At 45.0% G+C, this 19,586-nt stretch carries 13 protein-coding genes; 2 read left to right on the forward strand and 11 right to left on the reverse strand.

Going from position 1 to position 19,586, the window contains the following annotated elements:
- Window positions 1–122: 122 nt before the first annotated feature.
- The 3 genes from BB427_RS24270 to BB427_RS22820 are packed head-to-tail and all read right to left on the reverse strand — an operon-like array spanning window position 123 to window position 4,020.
- Window positions 123–1,901 (reverse strand): ABC transporter ATP-binding protein, encoded by a 1,779-nt coding sequence (locus BB427_RS24270; RefSeq protein ID WP_069023474.1) that lies wholly within the window; start codon window positions 1,899–1,901, stop codon window positions 123–125.
- On the reverse strand, window positions 1,902–3,356 hold the full coding sequence (locus tag BB427_RS24275; protein ID WP_254663691.1) for a protein adenylyltransferase SelO: 1,455 nt from the start codon (window positions 3,354–3,356) through the stop codon (window positions 1,902–1,904).
- On the reverse strand, window positions 3,340–4,020 hold the full coding sequence (locus BB427_RS22820; protein WP_069023478.1) for a DNA-3-methyladenine glycosylase I: 681 nt from the start codon (window positions 4,018–4,020) through the stop codon (window positions 3,340–3,342). Before BB427_RS22820 ends, BB427_RS24275 begins: the two co-directional genes overlap by 17 nt.
- A gap of 201 nt (window positions 4,021–4,221) precedes the next feature.
- Here BB427_RS22820 and BB427_RS22825 point away from each other — a divergent pair, with 201 nt between their 5' ends.
- A complete protein-coding gene (locus BB427_RS22825) occupies window positions 4,222–5,442 on the forward strand; it encodes an isochorismate synthase (RefSeq protein WP_052702673.1) in 1,221 nt (406 codons plus the stop codon).
- Window positions 5,443–5,544: 102 nt separating this feature from the next.
- Here BB427_RS22825 and BB427_RS22830 read toward each other — a convergent pair whose 3' ends face one another.
- Complete coding sequence (locus BB427_RS22830) at window positions 5,545–7,689, reverse strand: TonB-dependent receptor domain-containing protein (RefSeq protein ID WP_069023480.1); 2,145 nt, start codon at window positions 7,687–7,689, stop codon at window positions 5,545–5,547.
- A 133-nt stretch (window positions 7,690–7,822) separates the two neighbouring features.
- Between BB427_RS22830 and BB427_RS22835 the strand changes: the two genes are divergently transcribed.
- Window positions 7,823–8,797 carry a helix-turn-helix domain-containing protein gene (locus tag BB427_RS22835; RefSeq protein WP_045989417.1) on the forward strand — a complete coding sequence of 325 codons (975 nt, stop codon included), beginning with the start codon at window positions 7,823–7,825 and terminating at the stop codon, window positions 8,795–8,797.
- A gap of 5 nt (window positions 8,798–8,802) precedes the next feature.
- Here the strand turns inward: BB427_RS22835 and BB427_RS22840 are convergent, their stop codons facing one another.
- From BB427_RS22840 to BB427_RS22870, 7 genes are read right to left on the reverse strand one after another with little or no spacing between them, the layout of a single operon-like run.
- Window positions 8,803–9,978 (reverse strand): MFS transporter, encoded by a 1,176-nt coding sequence (locus BB427_RS22840; RefSeq protein WP_045989418.1) that lies wholly within the window; start codon window positions 9,976–9,978, stop codon window positions 8,803–8,805.
- Window positions 9,975–11,507, reverse strand: coding sequence for an amidohydrolase family protein (locus BB427_RS22845; RefSeq protein WP_052258270.1), 1,533 nt, complete (start codon window positions 11,505–11,507; stop codon window positions 9,975–9,977). The genes BB427_RS22840 and BB427_RS22845 overlap by 4 nt, the downstream gene beginning before the upstream one ends.
- Complete coding sequence (locus BB427_RS22850) at window positions 11,507–12,760, reverse strand: aspartate aminotransferase family protein (protein ID WP_052258272.1); 1,254 nt, start codon at window positions 12,758–12,760, stop codon at window positions 11,507–11,509. Before BB427_RS22850 ends, BB427_RS22845 begins: the two co-directional genes overlap by 1 nt.
- Window positions 12,761–12,774: 14 nt before the next feature.
- Window positions 12,775–13,548: a 2,3-dihydro-2,3-dihydroxybenzoate dehydrogenase gene (dhbA, locus tag BB427_RS22855; RefSeq protein ID WP_039494764.1), complete on the reverse strand. Its 774-nt coding sequence runs from the start codon at window positions 13,546–13,548 to the stop codon at window positions 12,775–12,777.
- Window positions 13,549–14,370, reverse strand: a complete 822-nt coding sequence (locus BB427_RS22860) for a siderophore-interacting protein (protein WP_045989420.1) — start codon at window positions 14,368–14,370, stop codon at window positions 13,549–13,551.
- The gene (locus BB427_RS22865) at window positions 14,367–18,698 is read right to left on the reverse strand and encodes a non-ribosomal peptide synthetase (RefSeq protein WP_069023482.1); all 4,332 of its coding nucleotides are present in this window, start codon (window positions 18,696–18,698) and stop codon (window positions 14,367–14,369) included. The genes BB427_RS22860 and BB427_RS22865 overlap by 4 nt, the downstream gene beginning before the upstream one ends.
- Window positions 18,695–19,579 (reverse strand): isochorismatase family protein, encoded by an 885-nt coding sequence (locus BB427_RS22870; RefSeq protein ID WP_069023484.1) that lies wholly within the window; start codon window positions 19,577–19,579, stop codon window positions 18,695–18,697. The genes BB427_RS22865 and BB427_RS22870 overlap by 4 nt, the downstream gene beginning before the upstream one ends.
- Between the last annotated feature and the right edge of the window lie 7 nt (window positions 19,580–19,586).

Below are 19,586 nucleotides of genomic sequence, written 5' to 3' on the forward strand. Positions count from 1 at the left end.
ATTGAGTATCGACTCGGATAGTCTATCAGAAAATGCGTCTACCGATTACGTTGCATAGATAATATTAGCTCGTCTATTAATGTTTACTTAACGTTACATAAGGAATTTTTGCTATTTATGAATTAATTTTGATGACCAAATAGGATTTGATACAGACCTTGTTCCTTTAACAAATCCTTATGTTCTCCATACTGGGACACTTCACCATCATCTAAAACATAAATTAAGTCGGCTTGTTTTATTGCGCTCAGTCGATGTGCAATAATCAAAGTCGTTCTATCAGCCAAAAACGCTTGCAAATTGCGATGAATTTTTGCCTCAGTCTCAATATCAAGTGCCGAGGTTGCTTCATCCAGCACCACCACTTTAGGATCGGCAACAACCATTCTTGCAATAGCTAATCTTTGCTTCTGTCCTCCGGACAATTTAATCCCGTTGCGACCAACTTGCGCATCTAACTTATCGGCCAGAGCAAGTACGGTATCAGCTAGCTCTGCAACTCGGAGTGCCTGCCACATTACTTGGTCAGATACCTCTCGTCCCATTGCTAGATTTTCACGAATGCTGGTATTAAAGAGTATCGGCTGCTGCAATACGGTCACTATATTATCTCGCACTGCTTCGTAACCAATTTGCTCTACTGGCGTGTCATTTATATGAATCTCGCCACTTTGCTTTTCATACAATCCCAAAAGCAATTGCACCAAAGTAGATTTACCACCTCCAGACACCGCTACTAACGCTACTTTTTTCCCTGCTGGAATATGCAAAGATACCTGCTTGAGCACGGGTTGCTCTGCAACGTAAGCGAAGTCTATATTGGCAAATTTGATATCAACCTGAGATGAATCAAAGACGGTTTTCGTAGCAGGATATTGTGCTTCTGTCGCAAAATTAAAAACTTGATTTAACCTACTAAGCGCCGCCGAGGCACCATAGTACGCATATTGAATACCAAGAATTTCCTGTACAGGCCCCATCATGAACCAAAGGTAACCAAATACCGCAAATATCTGGCCGACCGTTAAATCAGAAAACACCACCATAAACATAGCGACAGCACGGAAAAACTCGAACCCGACCAAAAACACGGTAAAGCTTAAGCGGTTAACGGCATCCGTTTTCCATTGTGACTGCACCGCGTAATGTTTGAGATCTTTGGCGGCTACTTTAACTTGTGCAAAGTAGTTACCCTCTCGACGAACGGCTTTTAGTTGAGAAATAGCATCTAGCGTCTCGACTAGTGAGGTTTGCAGTGCTTCAAATGCAGCATTCTCTTCCTTTTTCAGCTCTTTAACATGTTTGCCAAACTGCCGAGAAAAATAAATGACCGCCGGATTGAGCAACAGGATCACCAACCCCAACATCCAATCAATCCAAAGCAAAATCGCCGCAGTGCCAATGATTGTGAGTAAACCGATTAAAAAGCGTGACAAGGTTTGGCTGATAAATTTATCCAAGGTTTCCACATCGGTAATACAGCGAGAACTAATTGCTGCACCGCCTTGGCTTTCGTACTCCTTCAGTTGAACTTTAGGTAAATGCGTAAGTAAGCGCTCACGGATTTGATAACTAATGTCCTTGCCAATAATAGTAAACTGGCGTGACTGCATCACCCCTAACACCAAGCTGGCCAAGCGCATGGTTATTACAGCCAACAAAATAACCACGATATAGCCACTGGGGCCATGCCATTGCTCGGGCAATACTGAGTTCATCCAAGCCACTGCTCTACCAGGTGTGTCTAGTAAGACTTCATCGACCAGCAACGGCATCATCAAAGGGATAGGGACACTCACCAACGCGGCAAACAAGGCGATGATATGCGCCTTAATAAGCGGCCGTTTGTGCTCAAGGACTTTACGTTTAATTTCTTGCCAAGAAAGCTGCTGTTCTGCCATTTAGGTTCCACAAAAAGTTTGATAGTGGGCCGGTGTAGACGCGCTGGTCCACGATTCAGGATAGTCTTTGTAATCATAGGGCGACGTCAACGCAGTTAGCCAATCCTCTAGTGTTTGACTCATGCCTTGCTGATTAAATAGCGCAATCTCAGCCTCCACCAACGCATTACGGGGGATAAGTATCGGGTTAGCTTGGCTCATCAAGTTAGCCGCAACGTCATCAAGAGCACGCCTTTGCGCCCATTGTCGCTGCCAGCTCTCCAACTCCGTTGGCACGGATAAAGCTTTGTTTGGATGACCAAGCAAGCTATTGGTTAGTGCCGCAAAGGTATTGGTAAAGTCTAGTTCATGCTCCGTCATCAACTTGAGTAAGTCACTAAGGAGAATGTCGTCTGCGTCGCTCCATTCATCAATACCAAGCTTAGCCGCCCACATATCTTTATACTTGCGATTAAACGATTCAGAAAACTCCGCCAAAATTTGACTAAATGCTTCAATTCCCGCTTGCTCATCTTGCCACAACACCAACAAGGCCTCGGCAAGTCGAGCACAGTTCCAATTCATGATGTTTGGCTGGTTACCAAACGCATAACGGCCTTGGCGGTCGATAGAGCTAAACACGGCGTTAAAATCAAACTTTTCCATCATTGCACAAGGGCCAAAGTCTATCGTTTCGCCACTGAGCAAAATATTGTCGGTATTCATCACGCCATGAATAAAGCCAACCCGCATCCACTCGACAACTAAGTCAACCAACTGCTCACACACTTCACGGAACAATTCGAGCACATCCTGTTCGGTCTCAACTGTAAACCCCTCAAATAATTGCTCGCCCAGCAAGTTAAGTAGGCTCCATAGCTCATCTTTATTTTGCTGAGTAGCCAGATATTGTAAGGTGCCGATGCGGATATGACTTTTTGCCACACGACATACAACCGCGCCAGGTACTTCACCTTGACGATAAACATGCTGTCCAGTAGTTACAACAGTAAGGCATTCTGTAGTTGGAACACCCAAGCCAACCATAGCTTGGCTCATGATGAACTCACGTACCGCAGGTCCTAGCGCACAAAAACCATCACCGCCTCGAGAAAATCGCGTCGCTCCAGAGCCTTTCAAGTGCAGATCGTATTGACGTCCGTCACCAAGTTTCACCCCACCAATTAAATGCGCTCGGCCATCACCAAGTAATGGGTTAAATTGCCCAAACTGATGACCACTGTAGGCTAAGCTCGTAGGCTCAATATTGTCTAAAGGGCGCTGACCACTTAACAGCTCAGCAAGCGCAGTGGTGTCGTATTTCTCTAGCTCAAGCTTAACTAGCAACTGCGTATTGGATAATAGTAATGTGGGCTGATTAAATCTTGCTGGTTGCTCCTTAAAGAGCAGAGCAGAGCCTTGATAAGGCTGAAAAAATACCATGCGGTCATCTCCATTTTTAGCGAATATTGTCACCAACACTCATTGACACAATTTGGCTTAACTCTTGTAAGCTAAGCCCGCTATATTGACGCATTTCATTGAAAAATTGCTGCGCCGCTTGCAGCGACTTCTGACTTTGCAAGCCACCATCGATGATCTCCTCGGCACGTAGTACCGTTTCGACATCTTTACTCAGTAAAAACGTATCTTTACCTAACACACGAAGCGCGTAAGGGCCAGTATTCCCTCCAAGTCTCGAGCCATGCTTTTTCAAGTACAGCCACAAACCAACAATATTGTCTTCCGGCCAGTTTGCGACGAATTCACTAAAGCGGCCATGCTGTTGTTGCACTTCAAAAATCATCTGGCAATTATCAGCGATACTTTTTACCTTTTTAGCATTACGAATGATCCGTTCATCCTGACTACGTTGCTCGTACATTTCAGGAGACATCATTAACAACTTCTCGATTGAGAATTGCCAAAACACTTCTCTAAAGCCGTCCCATTTATTATCAACCACCGCCCAATAAAACCCACTTTGAAATATCTTGCGCGTAAATTCTTCTAACCATTGATCATCACTTAATGCCAATAGCGATGCGGTACTCAATGGTTGACTAAGCTTAGCTTTTAACGCCGCCTCAGAGCCTTTACGCTCGGCAGCCCTATGATAAATTTTTTCGAATACTTTCATGCTCGTATATACGTCCGATTTGCATTCCCTACAGAGTAACTTATCTCGAGGTTGGATGTGAGGTTTTTAGCGCAAATTACCTTTGAATCGTAGGCTAAAAATACGCACCTTCTTATTGCATTTTTACTAAATATTTACAGCCAAGCTTCGTCAACTAGGTATCTAAAATTGCGCCGCAGCGCTGGGAAATGAGGACAAACCATGTTGAGTGAAATATCTGCTTTGCAATCCACCAATACAACACTTGAGTCCATTGACTTATCACAACAAGCTTTTTTTGTTTCGGGCACACGGTGCTTCTTAACTCAACGGCCGCATCATAGGTTCACCACTCAGATAAAAGATCACGATGTATTAGTGAGCCAGTTAAAACGAGAGCTAGCAAAGTGCAGCAGCAATGATGCGATAGCATTCGGTGTGCTACCATTTTGCAAAACTCAACAAGCTCAATTTATTGTAACTGAGCAAGCGCACCAATATGATAAAGAGACTTTCAAGCAATGGTTAAACGCCAAAGGCACGCTTAAGCAGGACACTATGCCATCGCTTGAACGTATCTCGCATAGACAATCACAGCATCACTATGAGAGTGCGATACGTGAAGCCAAAAAGCTATTTGCCAACGAACAATTAGAAAAAATTGTTCTTGGCAAACAAGTAGATCTCTATTTTGATGCACCACTTTCACCGGAAACCATTCTGACAAATCTATTAACCCAAAGCCCTAGCGGTTTTCACTTCTCTTTTCCAACGGAACAAAATTCCACCTTGATGGGCGTGAGTCCAGAATTACTCTTACGCAAACATGGGCAAGCGGTTCTCAGTAATCCCCTTGCTGGCTCAGCTAAACGTTCAAATGATAAGGCTATGGAGTTTAAACTCAAACAAGCATTAATGGCATCAAAGAAAGATCGGTATGAACATGCTGTTGTATTGGTAGAAATGTCACAGGTTTTACAACCTTGGTGTCAAAAGCTTACCATACCCAGCTCGCCCTCATTGCTGAGTACAGCAACGATGTGGCACTTGTCCACAGAGGTTGAAGGTCAACTCGCCGACGCTAACACTCATGTATTAGCACTAGCCAATCGTCTACACCCTACGCCTGCACTATGCGGTAAACCGACTGCCGATGCCTATCCTTGGATCCACTCACTAGAGGGAGAAAGTCGTGACTTTTTCTCAGGGATCGTTGGTTGGTGTGACAAACATGGAAATGGTGAATGGGTGGTGGTTATCCGCAGTGGTGAGATAAGTGCGAATCATGCCAGACTATTTGCGGGAGCTGGTATTGTCGCAGCTTCTGATCCGACTGCTGAATGGCTAGAAACTGAAGCAAAACTTTCAACTATGCTAAATGCGCTTGAATCCAATCAGGCTTACCATCAACTTAGCCAAATCAAGATGCGCGCAACTGCTTAACGGCAAAACGATAAAAATGCCCAGCATGTTACTGGGCATTTTAATTTTCGGAATTAACTTACCTGCGGTATTACACGTTTATAACAGCAGGTGCTAACCCAGTTAAAACTGGTAAGATACACTTGCTTTAATGTTTCTTCCTGGTTCATAGTCCATTAGGAATAATTCACCAAATACTGGGTGAAAAGAAACCCCGTTTTTAGAAGATTGTGAAGAATAAAACTCATCAAACAAATTATCTACACCTAGACGAACATGCAAACTAGGTACTGATTCAGGCTGCCAGTGTGCGCTGATATTATGCACGGTGAAGCCATCTTTACTGTTGTCTAAGTCTGCGCCATAGAGATCGGTACCTTGTGCCACATCATCAACAACCATAAAATCCCAATTCAGCGTCAAGTTATACGCCGTAATTTGGTAAGTAAAGTCAGCTGAAATAGTATCACCCTGCTCTCGCTCTAAACGCGCGCCATCTAACGAGGCATACTGTGTAAATGCATCAAGTTCACTCTCAGAGTTAGAGTAAGTTAACTGAAAAGAAAACGCATCAAGCGCAAAACCAGCATAAGCTTCAAACCCATCTACAGTCATATCACCGACGTTGTCTTTCCACGTTTCACGAGGTGCGCCGCCAGGCAATGCTGCATTATCAAAAATATAGTCGTCAATTTGCGTTCTGAATATCGTTGCGCCTAAACGGAGTGTCTTGTTGGTCCCAACTTCACCATCATAGGCAATCGAAAACTCGGTATTAACGCCCGTTTCCGCTTCAATGTCTTGATTGCGGTTATCACCTAAACCAGCACCAACAAATACCTCACTTATTTCTGGGCCTTTAAATAGCTCAGTCGAACTTAACTTCACCATTAAATTTTCATTAAATTGATACTCAGCAGCCAATGATAAAGAAAATTCCGAATAATCATTGTTCACTGTGCCTGAATCTATATCGTAGCTATCGTGCCTAACACCAGGAATAACCGCCAAACCATTACCAAAATCAATTTTGTCCTGAATGAAAAAGGCTAGATTTTTCGCACTTTCTTCAGAGTGCTTTGAACCACCTGACGCAATAGCTAGATCGTACTGTGTATCGTGCTTCACATAATCTGCACCATAAGTGAAGGTATGCTCTTCTTCGGCAAAAAGCCCTGTTGCCAGTGTTTCACCAAGCAAATTTAACCCCGTATTTTCAGCTTCACCCGTCACTTCTCCAGCGTACGCTTGGAACCTAGGAGAAGGAGACATAGACCAACCTGATTCGTCGCGATAAAGTTCACTGGTATTGGAATATAAGCTCGCCTTTAATGAAGAGTTTTCGCCCCAGTTAAGATCATAGCTCAGCGTAATTGTGTCTCTTGTAAACTCTGTCGGCCATAACAAAGGGATCTGCAAGCTATTAGTAATAGCAACATCTGTCGCTAAGCCCATATCAGGGCGATAACTGTAGTCACCTTCATCTTTATAAGTCTCGAAACTCAGTGCAAGACGTTGGTTGTTATTAATATTCCAACCAAATTTAATTAGCGCATCAGAAACTTCACCTTCAAGACCTTTTACCTCACCATCAGTACCTGCAACGACTTCATCGTTTTGGTCTAAGATCTTGCCACCACCCACTTCGTAATTATCACGCTCAACATGGTTGTAATATGCAAGAAAGTCGACATCATCGGTCAACAAACCAAAACCCGTTACCGAGTAATTATGCCCGGCATTGTCTGCTGCCCCTGCTGAAACACGAGCGGCAAAGCGATCGTCACCAGAAAGCAATTCACGTGCTTCTTTTGTTTCGAACCGCACTGAGCCACCAAGACCGCCGTTAATTACTGAGTTAGTGCCCGTTTCAATATCTACTGACTTTAGAATATCAGCATGAATTTGAAGGTTACCCATGTGGTGGTACATGTAAGTATTTTGTGCTGCACCATCTATTGAAATTTTAAGATCTTTGTCATCCATACTACGGATAGTGATTCGCTGGTTCAGCGAGTGTGCACCACCGACATCAATGCCAGGAATAGAGCGAAGTAAATCAGAAATATGGTCTGCTTGTTTATCCGCAATTTCTTGTTCTTTTAAATACAGTGCAGAAGTTTTTACCGCAGTTGACCAAACTTCTATTCTTTCTATTTTACCTGCATCACCTGAGTCAGCCAAAGCTGGTGCTGATAGTACCCCCGCGAGTGCTAAAGCGAGGGTTGAAGGGCGAAAGCCTAACTGCTTAGTGCGAGAAACCAACATAAGTATCCTTTAAATTTTGATGTTAATACGAATCACTCGCAATATTGTACACTTTTACTTTTGTTGCATTTTGAATATTAGTTATGCAAAATCGTCAATCTATTATGCGTTTTAGAAAATTGTGGCACTTACTATGGAAGGGAATATTTCCAACGCTGATCTCAACAACAAGTTGTTATTGGCGAGCGGATTAAACAGTCGTATCAACGGCTTTGATATTGAGCAACTTATTGCGATTGGTCGACTCTCTTTTTTGCCATTGAGCGATGATCTTCAACTTCATACCTGTCAATGTATCGAGCAGCAGCAAACTAGCAGCTGTGCAGAATTGCAACCAAGTGTGAACATTACCGTATTGCTTAAAGGTGTTGTGGAATTTAGAGTTGCGAATAAATATTACCGTTTCAGCGCTGAAAACGCACCTCAGGCATTTGTCAACCTCATCACTCAGCCCGAGCCTTTCACTCGCTATCTGCAAAAACACCAAGAAGTAGAAAAGGTCACACTGAGCGTCAGTCCTCGATGGCTCGTTGCGAGACTGTCGCAGCAATATCAATCTCTATTTACCACCACGAAAGTGATTGAGTTACCGCTACAAACAAAAGCAATTTCGCTGTCACAACAACTGCTTCAAACCCCAAAACAACCAAGCTTAGCTGAACGTTTGGAGTGTGAAGGTGTTGTGATGCAATGGTTGAGCTTCTTTCTTCCTCACCTGATAGACAGTAGTAGCCAGAGCCATGTGATGTATAAACAGCCCTTTCACTCAGATATTGAGGTCAAAAAAAATAAGATCATCGATTTATTGTCGGAAGGAAAAAGTGTTGAGCAGGTCGCATTAGAGCTTGCTATGAGCTTAAGCAGCTTACAGCGTTTCTTTAAACGCAGCTTTAACACAACACCAAAACAGTACGTTAAACAAAGCAAGCTCAATAAGGCACGACATGCGTTGTTAGTTGAAGGCTTGTCGATTGGAGAAGCTGCATACTTGGCACATTATGACCATGTTGCCAACTTTATTGCTGCATTCAAAAAGCAATTCGGTGTCACTCCGATGCAGTTTGTAAAAGCGCATCGCAGCGACACTTTGGGAGCAACTTCAGGTTAAAGTAACTAGTCGGGTTGCTTTAACCATGTTTTTTGATTTAATAGATAAATCCCTGCCACCAAGACTGCAACTGAAGCGATAGTCATTGCTAGATAAATGAAGAATAACTGAAACCCTAGACTGGCTATCATCGGTTCAAACAACACAGGGCTAATAAATTGCCCGGTAAAGTAACAGGTTGTCATAATCCCCATCGCTTTTCCTCGCATCGGTGGCGGAACAAATTCGAATAGCCAAACTACAAGGTTTGGTCGAATAAGGCCAAGACCCGCGCCGATTATAAAGCTAGCACAAACAATGCTACTAAAAGTATTTACAAAACCAAGTAACGAAAATCCAGTTGCAACAATAAGCCAGCCAACTATATGTGCTTGCTTAATATTCAAGTACTGTCTAACACGACCATAACCCATAGAGACGCATGACATCGCGAATAAAAAGCCCGCTATTACTAAGCCTATAGTGCTGGCTGATACTTGCTGAGCAGACAAATAAAAAGGCAAATGAATCGTTAATCCATACAGTACAATAATTTCTACCAGTGCTAGTGTACAGCACAGCAAAAAGGTTCGGTTCATCCAACTACTTGGTAGTGATTGAGTTTGTGGTGGCAGGCTAACTGGCGGCACCTTTACCCAAAGCCATACCCCTGGTAGTACCAAAAGTGCGAGTGAGTAAATAGCAAAAACCCAAGTCCAATGCTGCTCTGCTAAAAAGCCTGCAAGCGCCAAGAATAGTACGCCACCAAAGCCACCAAAGGCAGCTTGCAATCCCATAAACTGAGAAAATTGGGGCCCTTCGAAGTATCGTCCTGCGATCGTTGTGCCACTCACCATAATAAAGGCAACAGCGACTCCCATCATCGCTCGACTACCAAGGATCAGCCACAACGAATCCTGCCAGTAATAGCCTAGTCCACCACTAAGTACGAACAATATTAGTGCGTTCACTAGTAATTTTTGACTATTCCATTTGTCGACTAAACTTCCTGCAATTGGCGCACAAAGTGCTATCACGAGACCAGGTAATGCTAAGGTCATTTTGGTCCAAAATGCGGCATGTTCAATACCTGAGAAAGCCACTGTCATCGCTGGTAATGCTGGCGCTAGAGTCGCACTAGCAAGCACCGTCATGGTACTTGCTAACAGCAAAAACCAAGTCGCTAATCGCGTTTGATTCATGCTGGACCTCCAATACGCTTGCGAGCGCTCGCCACCGCTTTAAGATAATCCTCAAAAAGCTCATGCTCATCAAACCGAGTGCTACGCCCTGCTTTCACCACTAAATCACCAGCCACCATTACCGAATCTACATCAAGACTTGACCCTGTAACAATAAAAGTTCTCAGTGGATGACCAGAAAGCTTGTATCGATAGTCATCATTGTTCACTAACACTAAATCTGCCTGCTTACCCACTTCAATCGAGCCAATTTGTTGCTCCCACCCCAACGCTTTTGCTGCATATAAAGACGCTGTTTTTAAGGCTAAGGTAGGTGGGCAGGCGGTATTACAATTTTGTGCTTCGTTGTGCCCAAGATGTGCCCCCCGCATGGCTTCACACATACCACCAATAAACGAGATATCGCCATCGGTACTGCTAGAAACCCATACACCATCTTTTAAAAAACGCCCTATCTGCCCAGTTTCACTGATTGTTGCCTCACCAAGCATGCCGTAATGCGCTGGTGAATGGCAGATATTAACACCCGTTTCAATAAGGCGTTGATACTCATCCTCGCTTGCATAAGCTGTGTGCACAGCTAATAGCTTGTCAGTAAGTAATCCCATGGCATCAAAGCGCGCGATAGGCGAGCGACCAAATACGCGTTCAACTTCAGCACGTTCATTTTTTAGCGGCGCTAGGTGTGTGGCATAGGGTACTTGGTATTGCTGGGCGATACTAGCCAGTGCTTCTAGCTGTTTGTCAGAACTACCAAAAGCCCCCATCACGGAAGGCATCGCCCCCACAAGCCCTGAGCTATGATTATCCCAAGTTTCGATAAGTGATAGCCAATCCGCTGTTTGTAGCTCGGTATCAGCGATGATAGTGGGTGTCGACTTATGCGCTTCCAGCATTATATCCGATCCCCAACGACTCACCCTTAACCGCATACCTAAATCAATCGCAGCAAGCGCCATTGCGTCAGCTTTATTTGCCGAACCAACATCCCCCAGCGCAGTTGTACCCGAACGCAGTTGCGTCCACATACTCCAACGGGCGATGGCTAGACCTTCCTCTAGCGTCAACTTATCTCCCACAGTGGAGATAAAGCCAAACATGGAACCTAGTGCTTGAATATTGCCACCATTTGAATACGCAGTGGCCTCTAAGTGGGTGTCATCAGGTGACTCAGCATTTGGCGCGACAAAACTTTCATGCCAATGAGGATTTATAAGCCCTGGCAGCATTAACTTACCTTGACCATCAATCCGTTGATCGAAGTTACTAGGTTGTTCTCCATCCTCACCCAGCGCTTCAATATGTTTGCCGTGAACAAGTAACCAACCTTTTGGGTAAACAGTATCTCTTGTGTCTGCAGTGTAGATAAAAACATTATCAATTAGCGTGCGCAGTGCATTGTTCTGCGGCTTGTTACAAACCGCTTTTAAGTTTTCAAGTTCACCAACCTGAGCACTACCAAATGCAGCACTTCCTGAAGCGCCAGCAAGTGCTGCAAAGCGCTGTGTCGACAAGCAAGAACAAACCATTAGCTGGCATCCTGAGGATCAAAAAGGCCTGCTTCTTTCATCGCTATTAGTGATGCCTTAACTGCGGCTATTGTTTCGTTGATATGCGCTTCAGTATGTGCGCCACAAATAAAATTCACTTCACGGCGCATAAGCACACCACGTTTTGCCATTTCAGCTAGAAAAGGTACTGCAAACTTTACGTGCTCTTGCGGATCTTTGGCAAATAAGAACATCGGAATAGGGTCATAACCAACTACTTTGAGTGGCACACCTAACTGCAGTGAAACCTGATTAACCTCTGCTTTTAAAATTGCGCCAAGTCTTGCTATATGCTGAGTGAATTCAGTGCGTTGATATTCCTTTAATACAGCATCACACACTGCTAGCGAGAGCATTTCGCCACCAAAAGTAGTCGATACTTGCAGCTCATTAATCCGCGACATCAACTCACGCTTGCCTGCCACAGCAGATAAAGGCATCCCCGCCGCAATACCCTTAGACAAGGTCACTAAATCAGCCTGAATACCGAAGTATTCTTGCGCACCGCCGGGTGCTAATCTAAAGCCAGTTACCACTTCATCAAACACCAAGATCACACCGTGTTCACTGCAAGTATTTCGTAACTGTTCTAGGAATGGTCTTTCTAAGACGCGATTATATGGAACCGATAGCAACACCACCGCAAGTTCATCTTTTCTTGCAATGATCTTTTCAATGATTTTTGGTTCATCTGCAGGAGTAAATAATGGCATGCGATGAGTTAACCCAGCAATAACAGCCGGTACCCCTGGTGTATCAAACATGTACTGATCATGCCAACCGTTATAACCTACCGTCATAATTTCATCTCGACCTGTCACGTGACGGGCGAGTCTTACCGCTGCAGAGTTAGCATCTGCACCCGTTTTAAAAAAGCGAACTTGTTCGGCATTTGGGATCACTTCAATTAAGGTTTTCGCCGTCTGCACTTCGATAGGTGTAGGCAACGAATGAATAATGCCGTTGTGCAAGTGCTCTGTAATTGTATTGACAACAACAGGGTGATTGTGACCTAAAGTATTGGCCGCTAAACCACAAATAAAGTCGATATATTGATTACCATCAACATCGGTGACAATGGCTCCCTCTCCCTTGCTCAGATAAACCGGGAAAGCCCCTGGTGCAAATTGCTCTGGCTTTTTCATCATTGATTGAGTAAAACCCGCGATCACTTGTTCACCTTCGGTTTGAAGTTGCTGAGATTGTGTCAAAGAAAGTGTTTGATTATTCATATATTCCTCGAAAATTAATGTCCTAGTGTCGCCCCACCATCAACCAACAGATTAGCCATGGTGATGTGTCGAGCTTGGTCACTGAGTAAAAACAAAATACTGTTTGCGATATCCGTCGCTGAGGCGATACGACCTAGTGGAATACCTAATTTGAATTGCGTTAAATCGCCTTGAATGGTTTGCTCAGCACCATTTTCATCGCGCCATAGCTGCTGCTGCATTTGAGTGTCGGTAGACCCCGGCGCAACTAGGTTACACCGAATGTTAAACGGTGCGACCTCTAGGGCTAGCGTTTTAATCATCGCACTCAAGGCCGCCTTTGAAGCGCAATAACTGCCCATATTCACTCTAGGTGTGCTAGCTGCATTACTGCTCACAGCAACGATGGCACCACGCTTTCTTATCCGCATCTTATTCGCCACCGCCTGACATAAATAAAATGGCCCATGGCAATTTACGGCAAACGTATCAAGCCACTGGGCATCGCTTTGTTCTAGCAGCGTTCCCATGTGCAAAATACCAGCGACACTGGCAACATACTCTATTGCACCGAGCTGGATTTCAATTTCCTCAACTACGGTTTGCACAAGGTTTTTGTTCGTAACATCAAGATGGATTTGGAAGTGATTAGCCGTTACTTCTTGGAGTTGACTCGCGGCAGTAGCAATATCTGCCGCAACTACAATCGCTCCGCGTGCTAATAGTTGCTCGACCAGTGCTTTACCTATGCCCTGATAAGCTCCCGTCACCAACGCGATACGCCCTGTAAATTCACATTCATTGGACATCTAGTACACCTCATCCATGATTTCATGTCGGCGTTCATGATAGGTTTCTTCATCCTGACCGCGACGCCAATATGGAATGGCATACAGTTGTTTTTTTGATAACCCAAAATCTTGAATAAGCCGCTTACGACACGCCAGTACTGCACCATTTTCGCCAGCAATAAAAGCACTGATAGAAGCCACACCTGAGGGTATTGCAACATTTGCAATTGCTCTTGCAAGTTGTTCACAGTCACCACTTTGACGCAGCAACCAATGAATATTGACACCTGATGGTGCAGTAATAGTATGCTTATCATCTAATGAATCTATTTCAATAAAGACTTCAGCTCGTCGCTCTGCCTCAAACCCCTCGAGCAGCGCGCTAATCGCCGGAACAGCTGTAAGGTCGCCTGCAAGCACGTGCCAATCCGCATCCGCTAGCAATGGATCTGGCCCACCGGGCCCTGCAACCCCAAGTTCAGCGCCAACGTCGGCATTGACCGCCCAGCCAGATGCTGGACTGTGGGAGCCGTGCACTACAAAATCAATATCCAATTCATTGCTGTCTGGTCGATAAGCTCGCACCGTGTAAGCCCTTGTCACCGGGCGATCCGTCGGCCAAACAATTTTACCGCTATCATCACGTGTTGGGAGTGATAATGTGCCGGTTGTTCTATTTGCGAAGAATAGCTTGATATGCGCACCATCATAACCGCTTGGGAAGCCATGTAACGCTTCGCCAGAAACGGTGATCCGCAACAAGTGTGGCGTGATATAGCGCTTAGCTACACAAAATACACGGCGAGGACCGCTAGGTGGAACTGGTTGTCGCTGCTTCATGACAACTCCTCTTTCGATTCAGAAAATTTAGCCTGTAATGTCTGCAGTCGTTTATACGCTTCAGGATGGTGTTCAATTTTTAGCAAGTTGCTGGCAAAAGCATAAATGAGGTAGCGCGCTAAGTCGGCCTTTACAAAAGACTGCAAACTCGCATCGTGTTGGAGACTTGCTGAGATAAAATTCTGATTGCTCGCAACCAATGTCGTCGCTTTTTGTGATTGCTGCGGCTGACTTGTAAAGAAACTTGCAATCGCTAGGTCTTCTTCATCTTTTGACTGTTCAAGAACAGCCAACCAGCTCAACAAAGATTCCACTTTGAAAACAAAACCAAAATCGATAAGCCATTGATACAATTCCGGTAACGACACTAAAGTTTGCGGTGTCACGTTAAAGACAGCCGCAGTAGTAGGCGTTAAAGTTTGTGCGCTGACAAATTTGGCAACTCTATCTACGGGCGTCCACGGCTCAGACACAGCAAGCTCAGGCAAACGATGAAACTTAAGTCCAGAGCGCAAAATGCGCCATACCAAGTCATTGTGGTTAATATAGCCACTTTGTTTGGCCCCCGTGACTCGTGCTAAGCGATATACTTGTGCTGCTACCCCCTGTTGAATAGCGGTTTCTACCATCGCTTCCGCAACCCATTTTGATTGCTGATAACCATCGTGAAGGCCACTATGATAAGGAATAAACGCCTCATCAAGAGGCTCTCCGGACTGTGGTGCAACCGCAATAGTCGAGACGTGATTAAATGGCAAACTAAAATATTTCGCGAACATCAATAATTCCGCTGTCGCATCTGTATTTGCCACTTTTAAGCTACTGTAATCACGTAACACAGAGGTATGCGCTGCATTGTGTAATATTCGAGTCACGCGCATGCCCAGCTGTTGATAGTCAGCATCACTCAACCCAAGTTGTGACGCGGCAATATCTCCAAGTAACAGCGTTACCCGAGAACTATCTATTTCACCAAGGTTTTGCACGTCGAAGGCTTGCTGTAACCGTTCGAACCCATGCTCTATGTTATTAGCTCTTACACTACAAATTACACTTAGATCCGGCTTCGCAAGTAAATGCGCCAGTAACTGCGCACCAACAAATCCCGTCGCACCGGTCAGCAACACCGTTTCCTCACTAGTTTCAGGTAGTGTATGCGGTTGAACCTGCAACAGCTTATCTCTAAATTGAGCAAGGTCTGCTTTTATCGTTGTCGCGATATCCGTGTTCGTCTTGTGTGCTAATTCATCACCAAGCTGAAGTGCATTACACAAGTCGACGAGTTTAGGATGCGCAAATAAAAATGCGACATTCACCGTTTTATTAAGTAGTTGTGTTAGCCGCCCTGCAACTTGAATACATTGGAGTGACTGCCCCCCAATGCTGAAAAAGTTATCAGCTAACCGGACATTACTCACGCCCAGAACTTCCCGCCAAACGGCAGCTATCTGTGTTTCAAAGTCACTCATAACCTCAGCGTCACAGACGGCATTTTGCTGCTCAGATAATCGCTTGCGATCGATTTTATTGGCCGGTGTTTTAGGTAAAGCTTCATATTGATAAAGCTGTGCTGGTAACATTGGAGCGGGTAACTGCTCACTCAGCACTGTGCGTAAATCATTTAACGCCCATGCGGTGGTACTCACTATATGCGCCGCCAAAGCAGTTGCACTACCTTGCGCATTCTTAACCACAGTCACCGCGGCTTCAAGAATGGCAGGAACACCCAATAGCACAGCTTCAATCTCACCAATTTCAATCCGGTAGCCACTGATTTTTAACTGGGCATCGACGCGGCCAAGATATTCAAGTTGCCCACTTTTATGCATCCGCACAATGTCTCCGGTACGGTAAGCCGCTATGCTCCGCATAGCTTGCGGATCCCAAAATGAGACAAACGCAGCAGCAGTTTGCTCGGCCAGACCCAAATAACCGCTCGATAAACCCACGCCCGTAAGCCAGAGCTCTCCGCGCTCGCCAAATTTTGCGATCTGGCCTTTTTCACGCATTACCACAGCACCGCGTCCGGGTAAGGGCAAACCAATTAAGCTTGGATTTGTTGCTTTACTGAGATCAATGGCAGTAGCAACGACTGTAGCTTCCGTCGGGCCGTAAGTGTTAAGTAAACGTACAGACTGTTTAAACTGCTCACGCCACGCTTCTACACGCTGACGATTAACCGCCTCTCCGCCTATAATGATGGTATGAATTGACGCAGGAAGCATACGGCGAGTCGCGCACAGGTGTCGACAAAGCTCATGCCAGTAAGCGGTAGGTAAATCGAGTATAGTAATACGTTGGTTTTCTAGTTCGGCAAGAAAATCCTCAAAAGACTCCAACATGGCGTCATTACGCAGTATCAACGTCGCACCGGCCGTCAAAGTAACAAAGACTTCTTCAATACAGGTATCAAAATGAAAGGGCGCAAACTGTAATACTCTATCTTGAGTGCCTACTTGGTAGGCCAGACGTGCGCCACTAACAAAACCTGCCAATGCGTCGTGGCTTATCTGCACCCCTTTAGGCTTACCCGTGGAACCTGAGGTATAGATTAAATAGGCTTGTTCTAGTAAAGGAAGTATTGATGGGGTGGCAGCCAACGCTTCAAGCTGGGCATTTGCAAGTTCGCTTGCAATATTAAGCTGTGTAACGCCAGCATCGCGGATCTCAGCTAACCCTTCACTACTATCATCCACTAATGCTAGGCATGGCTTAGCATCAGCGATAATACTACGATTACGCGCAGAAGGAGCCTCGTTATCAATAAAGACGAAGCGGTGCTGCGCAGCAAATACGGCCCACATTGCAATCACTGTATATTGGCTACGAGGCAGTGCGAGTAATACGGTACCATCAACGACGGAAGCATTGACTCTAAGGCGTTTTGCTAACCATAGCACTTGCTGTACTAACCGCTCATAGCTAATAGCATGTCCATCTATCGTCTGAACCGCTATTGATTTAGGCGACTTCCTTGATAACTCCAACAAACAACTAAGTACGTCACTCTGCGCCACAGGTGCCGGAGTCTCACTTATCGCAAAGTCCCGATTGGTAACGCGTAATGGCATTTGCAAGTCCACAGCAACAGCATGGAGAAACTGCAACGTTTCACTTTGTATACTCAACAACTCAGCTTTACTATAGCCACTTTGGTTACCTTCAATCTCGAAACGAATACTGCCGTCCATTTGCTTGATAAAAATAAATGCAATGTCCTCAACAGGCCCAGCAGACACAGTATGACTTATCACCGCTTCACCTTGGCAGATTTCATGACGTTCAAAAGGTAAAATATTAACAACTGCACCAAACAATCTTGTTGGTAATTGCAAGGTCGCAGCTTCAGCTTTTAAATCTTCATAACGATATCGAAAATGCCTTCTAGCTTGACGCAATTGCTCACTGACCTGACGGATTAAACCTTCAAAATTATCAACAAGCACAAAGTCCACTGGAACCGGTACAATATTCATATGCATGCAGGGCGTATTCGCGGCTTTTGATGCCATACGATTGGCAACAGGCATGCCCATGATCGTTTTCGCCACCCCAGTGTGTTGATAAACAATAGCGCTAACCGCGGTTAGTAATAGTTCAGACCAGTTGGCGTCGACCGAATTGGCTCGAGCCTCTAATTGATTGAGCAAAGTTGCTGATAATTGCGTCGTAACCTTTTCCTTGTCCGCCTCTGTATTTAACACTTGTGTTGTCAGGGCTGCGGCATTATCCAGACCTTGCAGCTGCTGTTGCCAATACAGCCTATCCTGCTGATACCACTTGCTTTGACGGTACTGACTATCTTCAGTGATGACAGCTTGATATTGAGTTTCATCAGCCGTAACTTGAGCCCCCTCATAGGCCTGAATCACTCGATTAGAAACCAGCGCAAAACTAAAGCCATCCATCGCAATATGATGCGCACCAAGTGCCCAATAGTAGTGGTTAGTGGCAAGTCGGATTAACACATGACGATATAAGTCGCCATTGGCTAAGTCATAAGGCTGAGTTTGCCACTTTATCAAAAGCTGCTGTGCTGCAAACGCTGCATCATCGCTTTCTGACAAGTCGATATAGTCGCCCAACTTTGCCACTCGCTCAGCTTCGCTGAGTAATTGAGTTGTCGGCACGCCTTGATGTTCAATAAAGCGTACATTGATTGCCGTTGTACTTTGTAGCACTCTAGAAGCAGTTAACAGCCAATCTTCAGCATTTATTGGCACGTTTAACTCAACATACTCAGCAGTGTTATAGCGCGTACTAGTAGGCTGTTTTGCCTGCCCAAGCCAAATCCCAAGTTGCGCAGCGGTTAAAGGCCAATTACTCATGCAGGTTCCATCGCCAGCGGTGCTTTGCCCACTAGAATTTCATACCACTCATTAAGTGTGGTGCTTTCTGCAAGTTCAGCTAGCGTAATATCGATGCCTTGCGCCCGCCACTGATCAATCAATGTCATTACGCGAATGGAATCTAATCCGAGATAGAGTAAATTTTCTTCGGGATCAACCTCTTCAACATCAATGCAAAGCAATGCTGCAATCGCCTCCTGCATCGAGCCCAAAGATAACTTCTGTTGTGTATTTTGTGGTGTGCACGCAGCGATAACCTCGTCCAACAACTGCACCTGCCCACAACGAGACGAAACATACTCCATCGCATGGAGATGTTCTGCTTCACTAAAGTCTGCGACAGCATCCGCAACAACGAATGCTTTTATGTCATACATAAAGGCGTCTAATGCCGTAGATAAGATACCGATATGGGCATAAATCCCACAGATAATAAGCTGGTCTCGACCTTGTGCCTGCATATCCTCAAGTAGGGTACTACGTTTAAATGCGCTGTAACGCCACTTGGTATAAACCTTATCATCGGCAGTTGGAGCAAGTGCAGGTAAAATGCTTGTGTCTTGCTCAGTCAGGCCAGTTCCCCAAAAATCGGTTAGCAGCGCTCTATCTTTCGGATCTTGATTTGCGGGCTGTGCAGTATACACAACTGGGACACCAGCAGCTTTGGCTGCCACGATTAAACTATTAATTTGTTGGATCAAAGACCGCATCGGTGCTTGCGTTGTATCATAGAAATTCACAAAATAAGATTGCATATCGTGAACCAATAGCACCGATTTGCTCGGGTTAATTTGCCACTCAGTGCGATTTTCTGGGCGGCTTGATGGTAATGGATATGAAGAAATACGTGGGATTGCCATGAGTTTA

This window comes from Pseudoalteromonas sp. BMB (assembly GCF_001709235.1).
Classification (GTDB): domain Bacteria; phylum Pseudomonadota; class Gammaproteobacteria; order Enterobacterales; family Alteromonadaceae; genus Pseudoalteromonas; species Pseudoalteromonas maricaloris.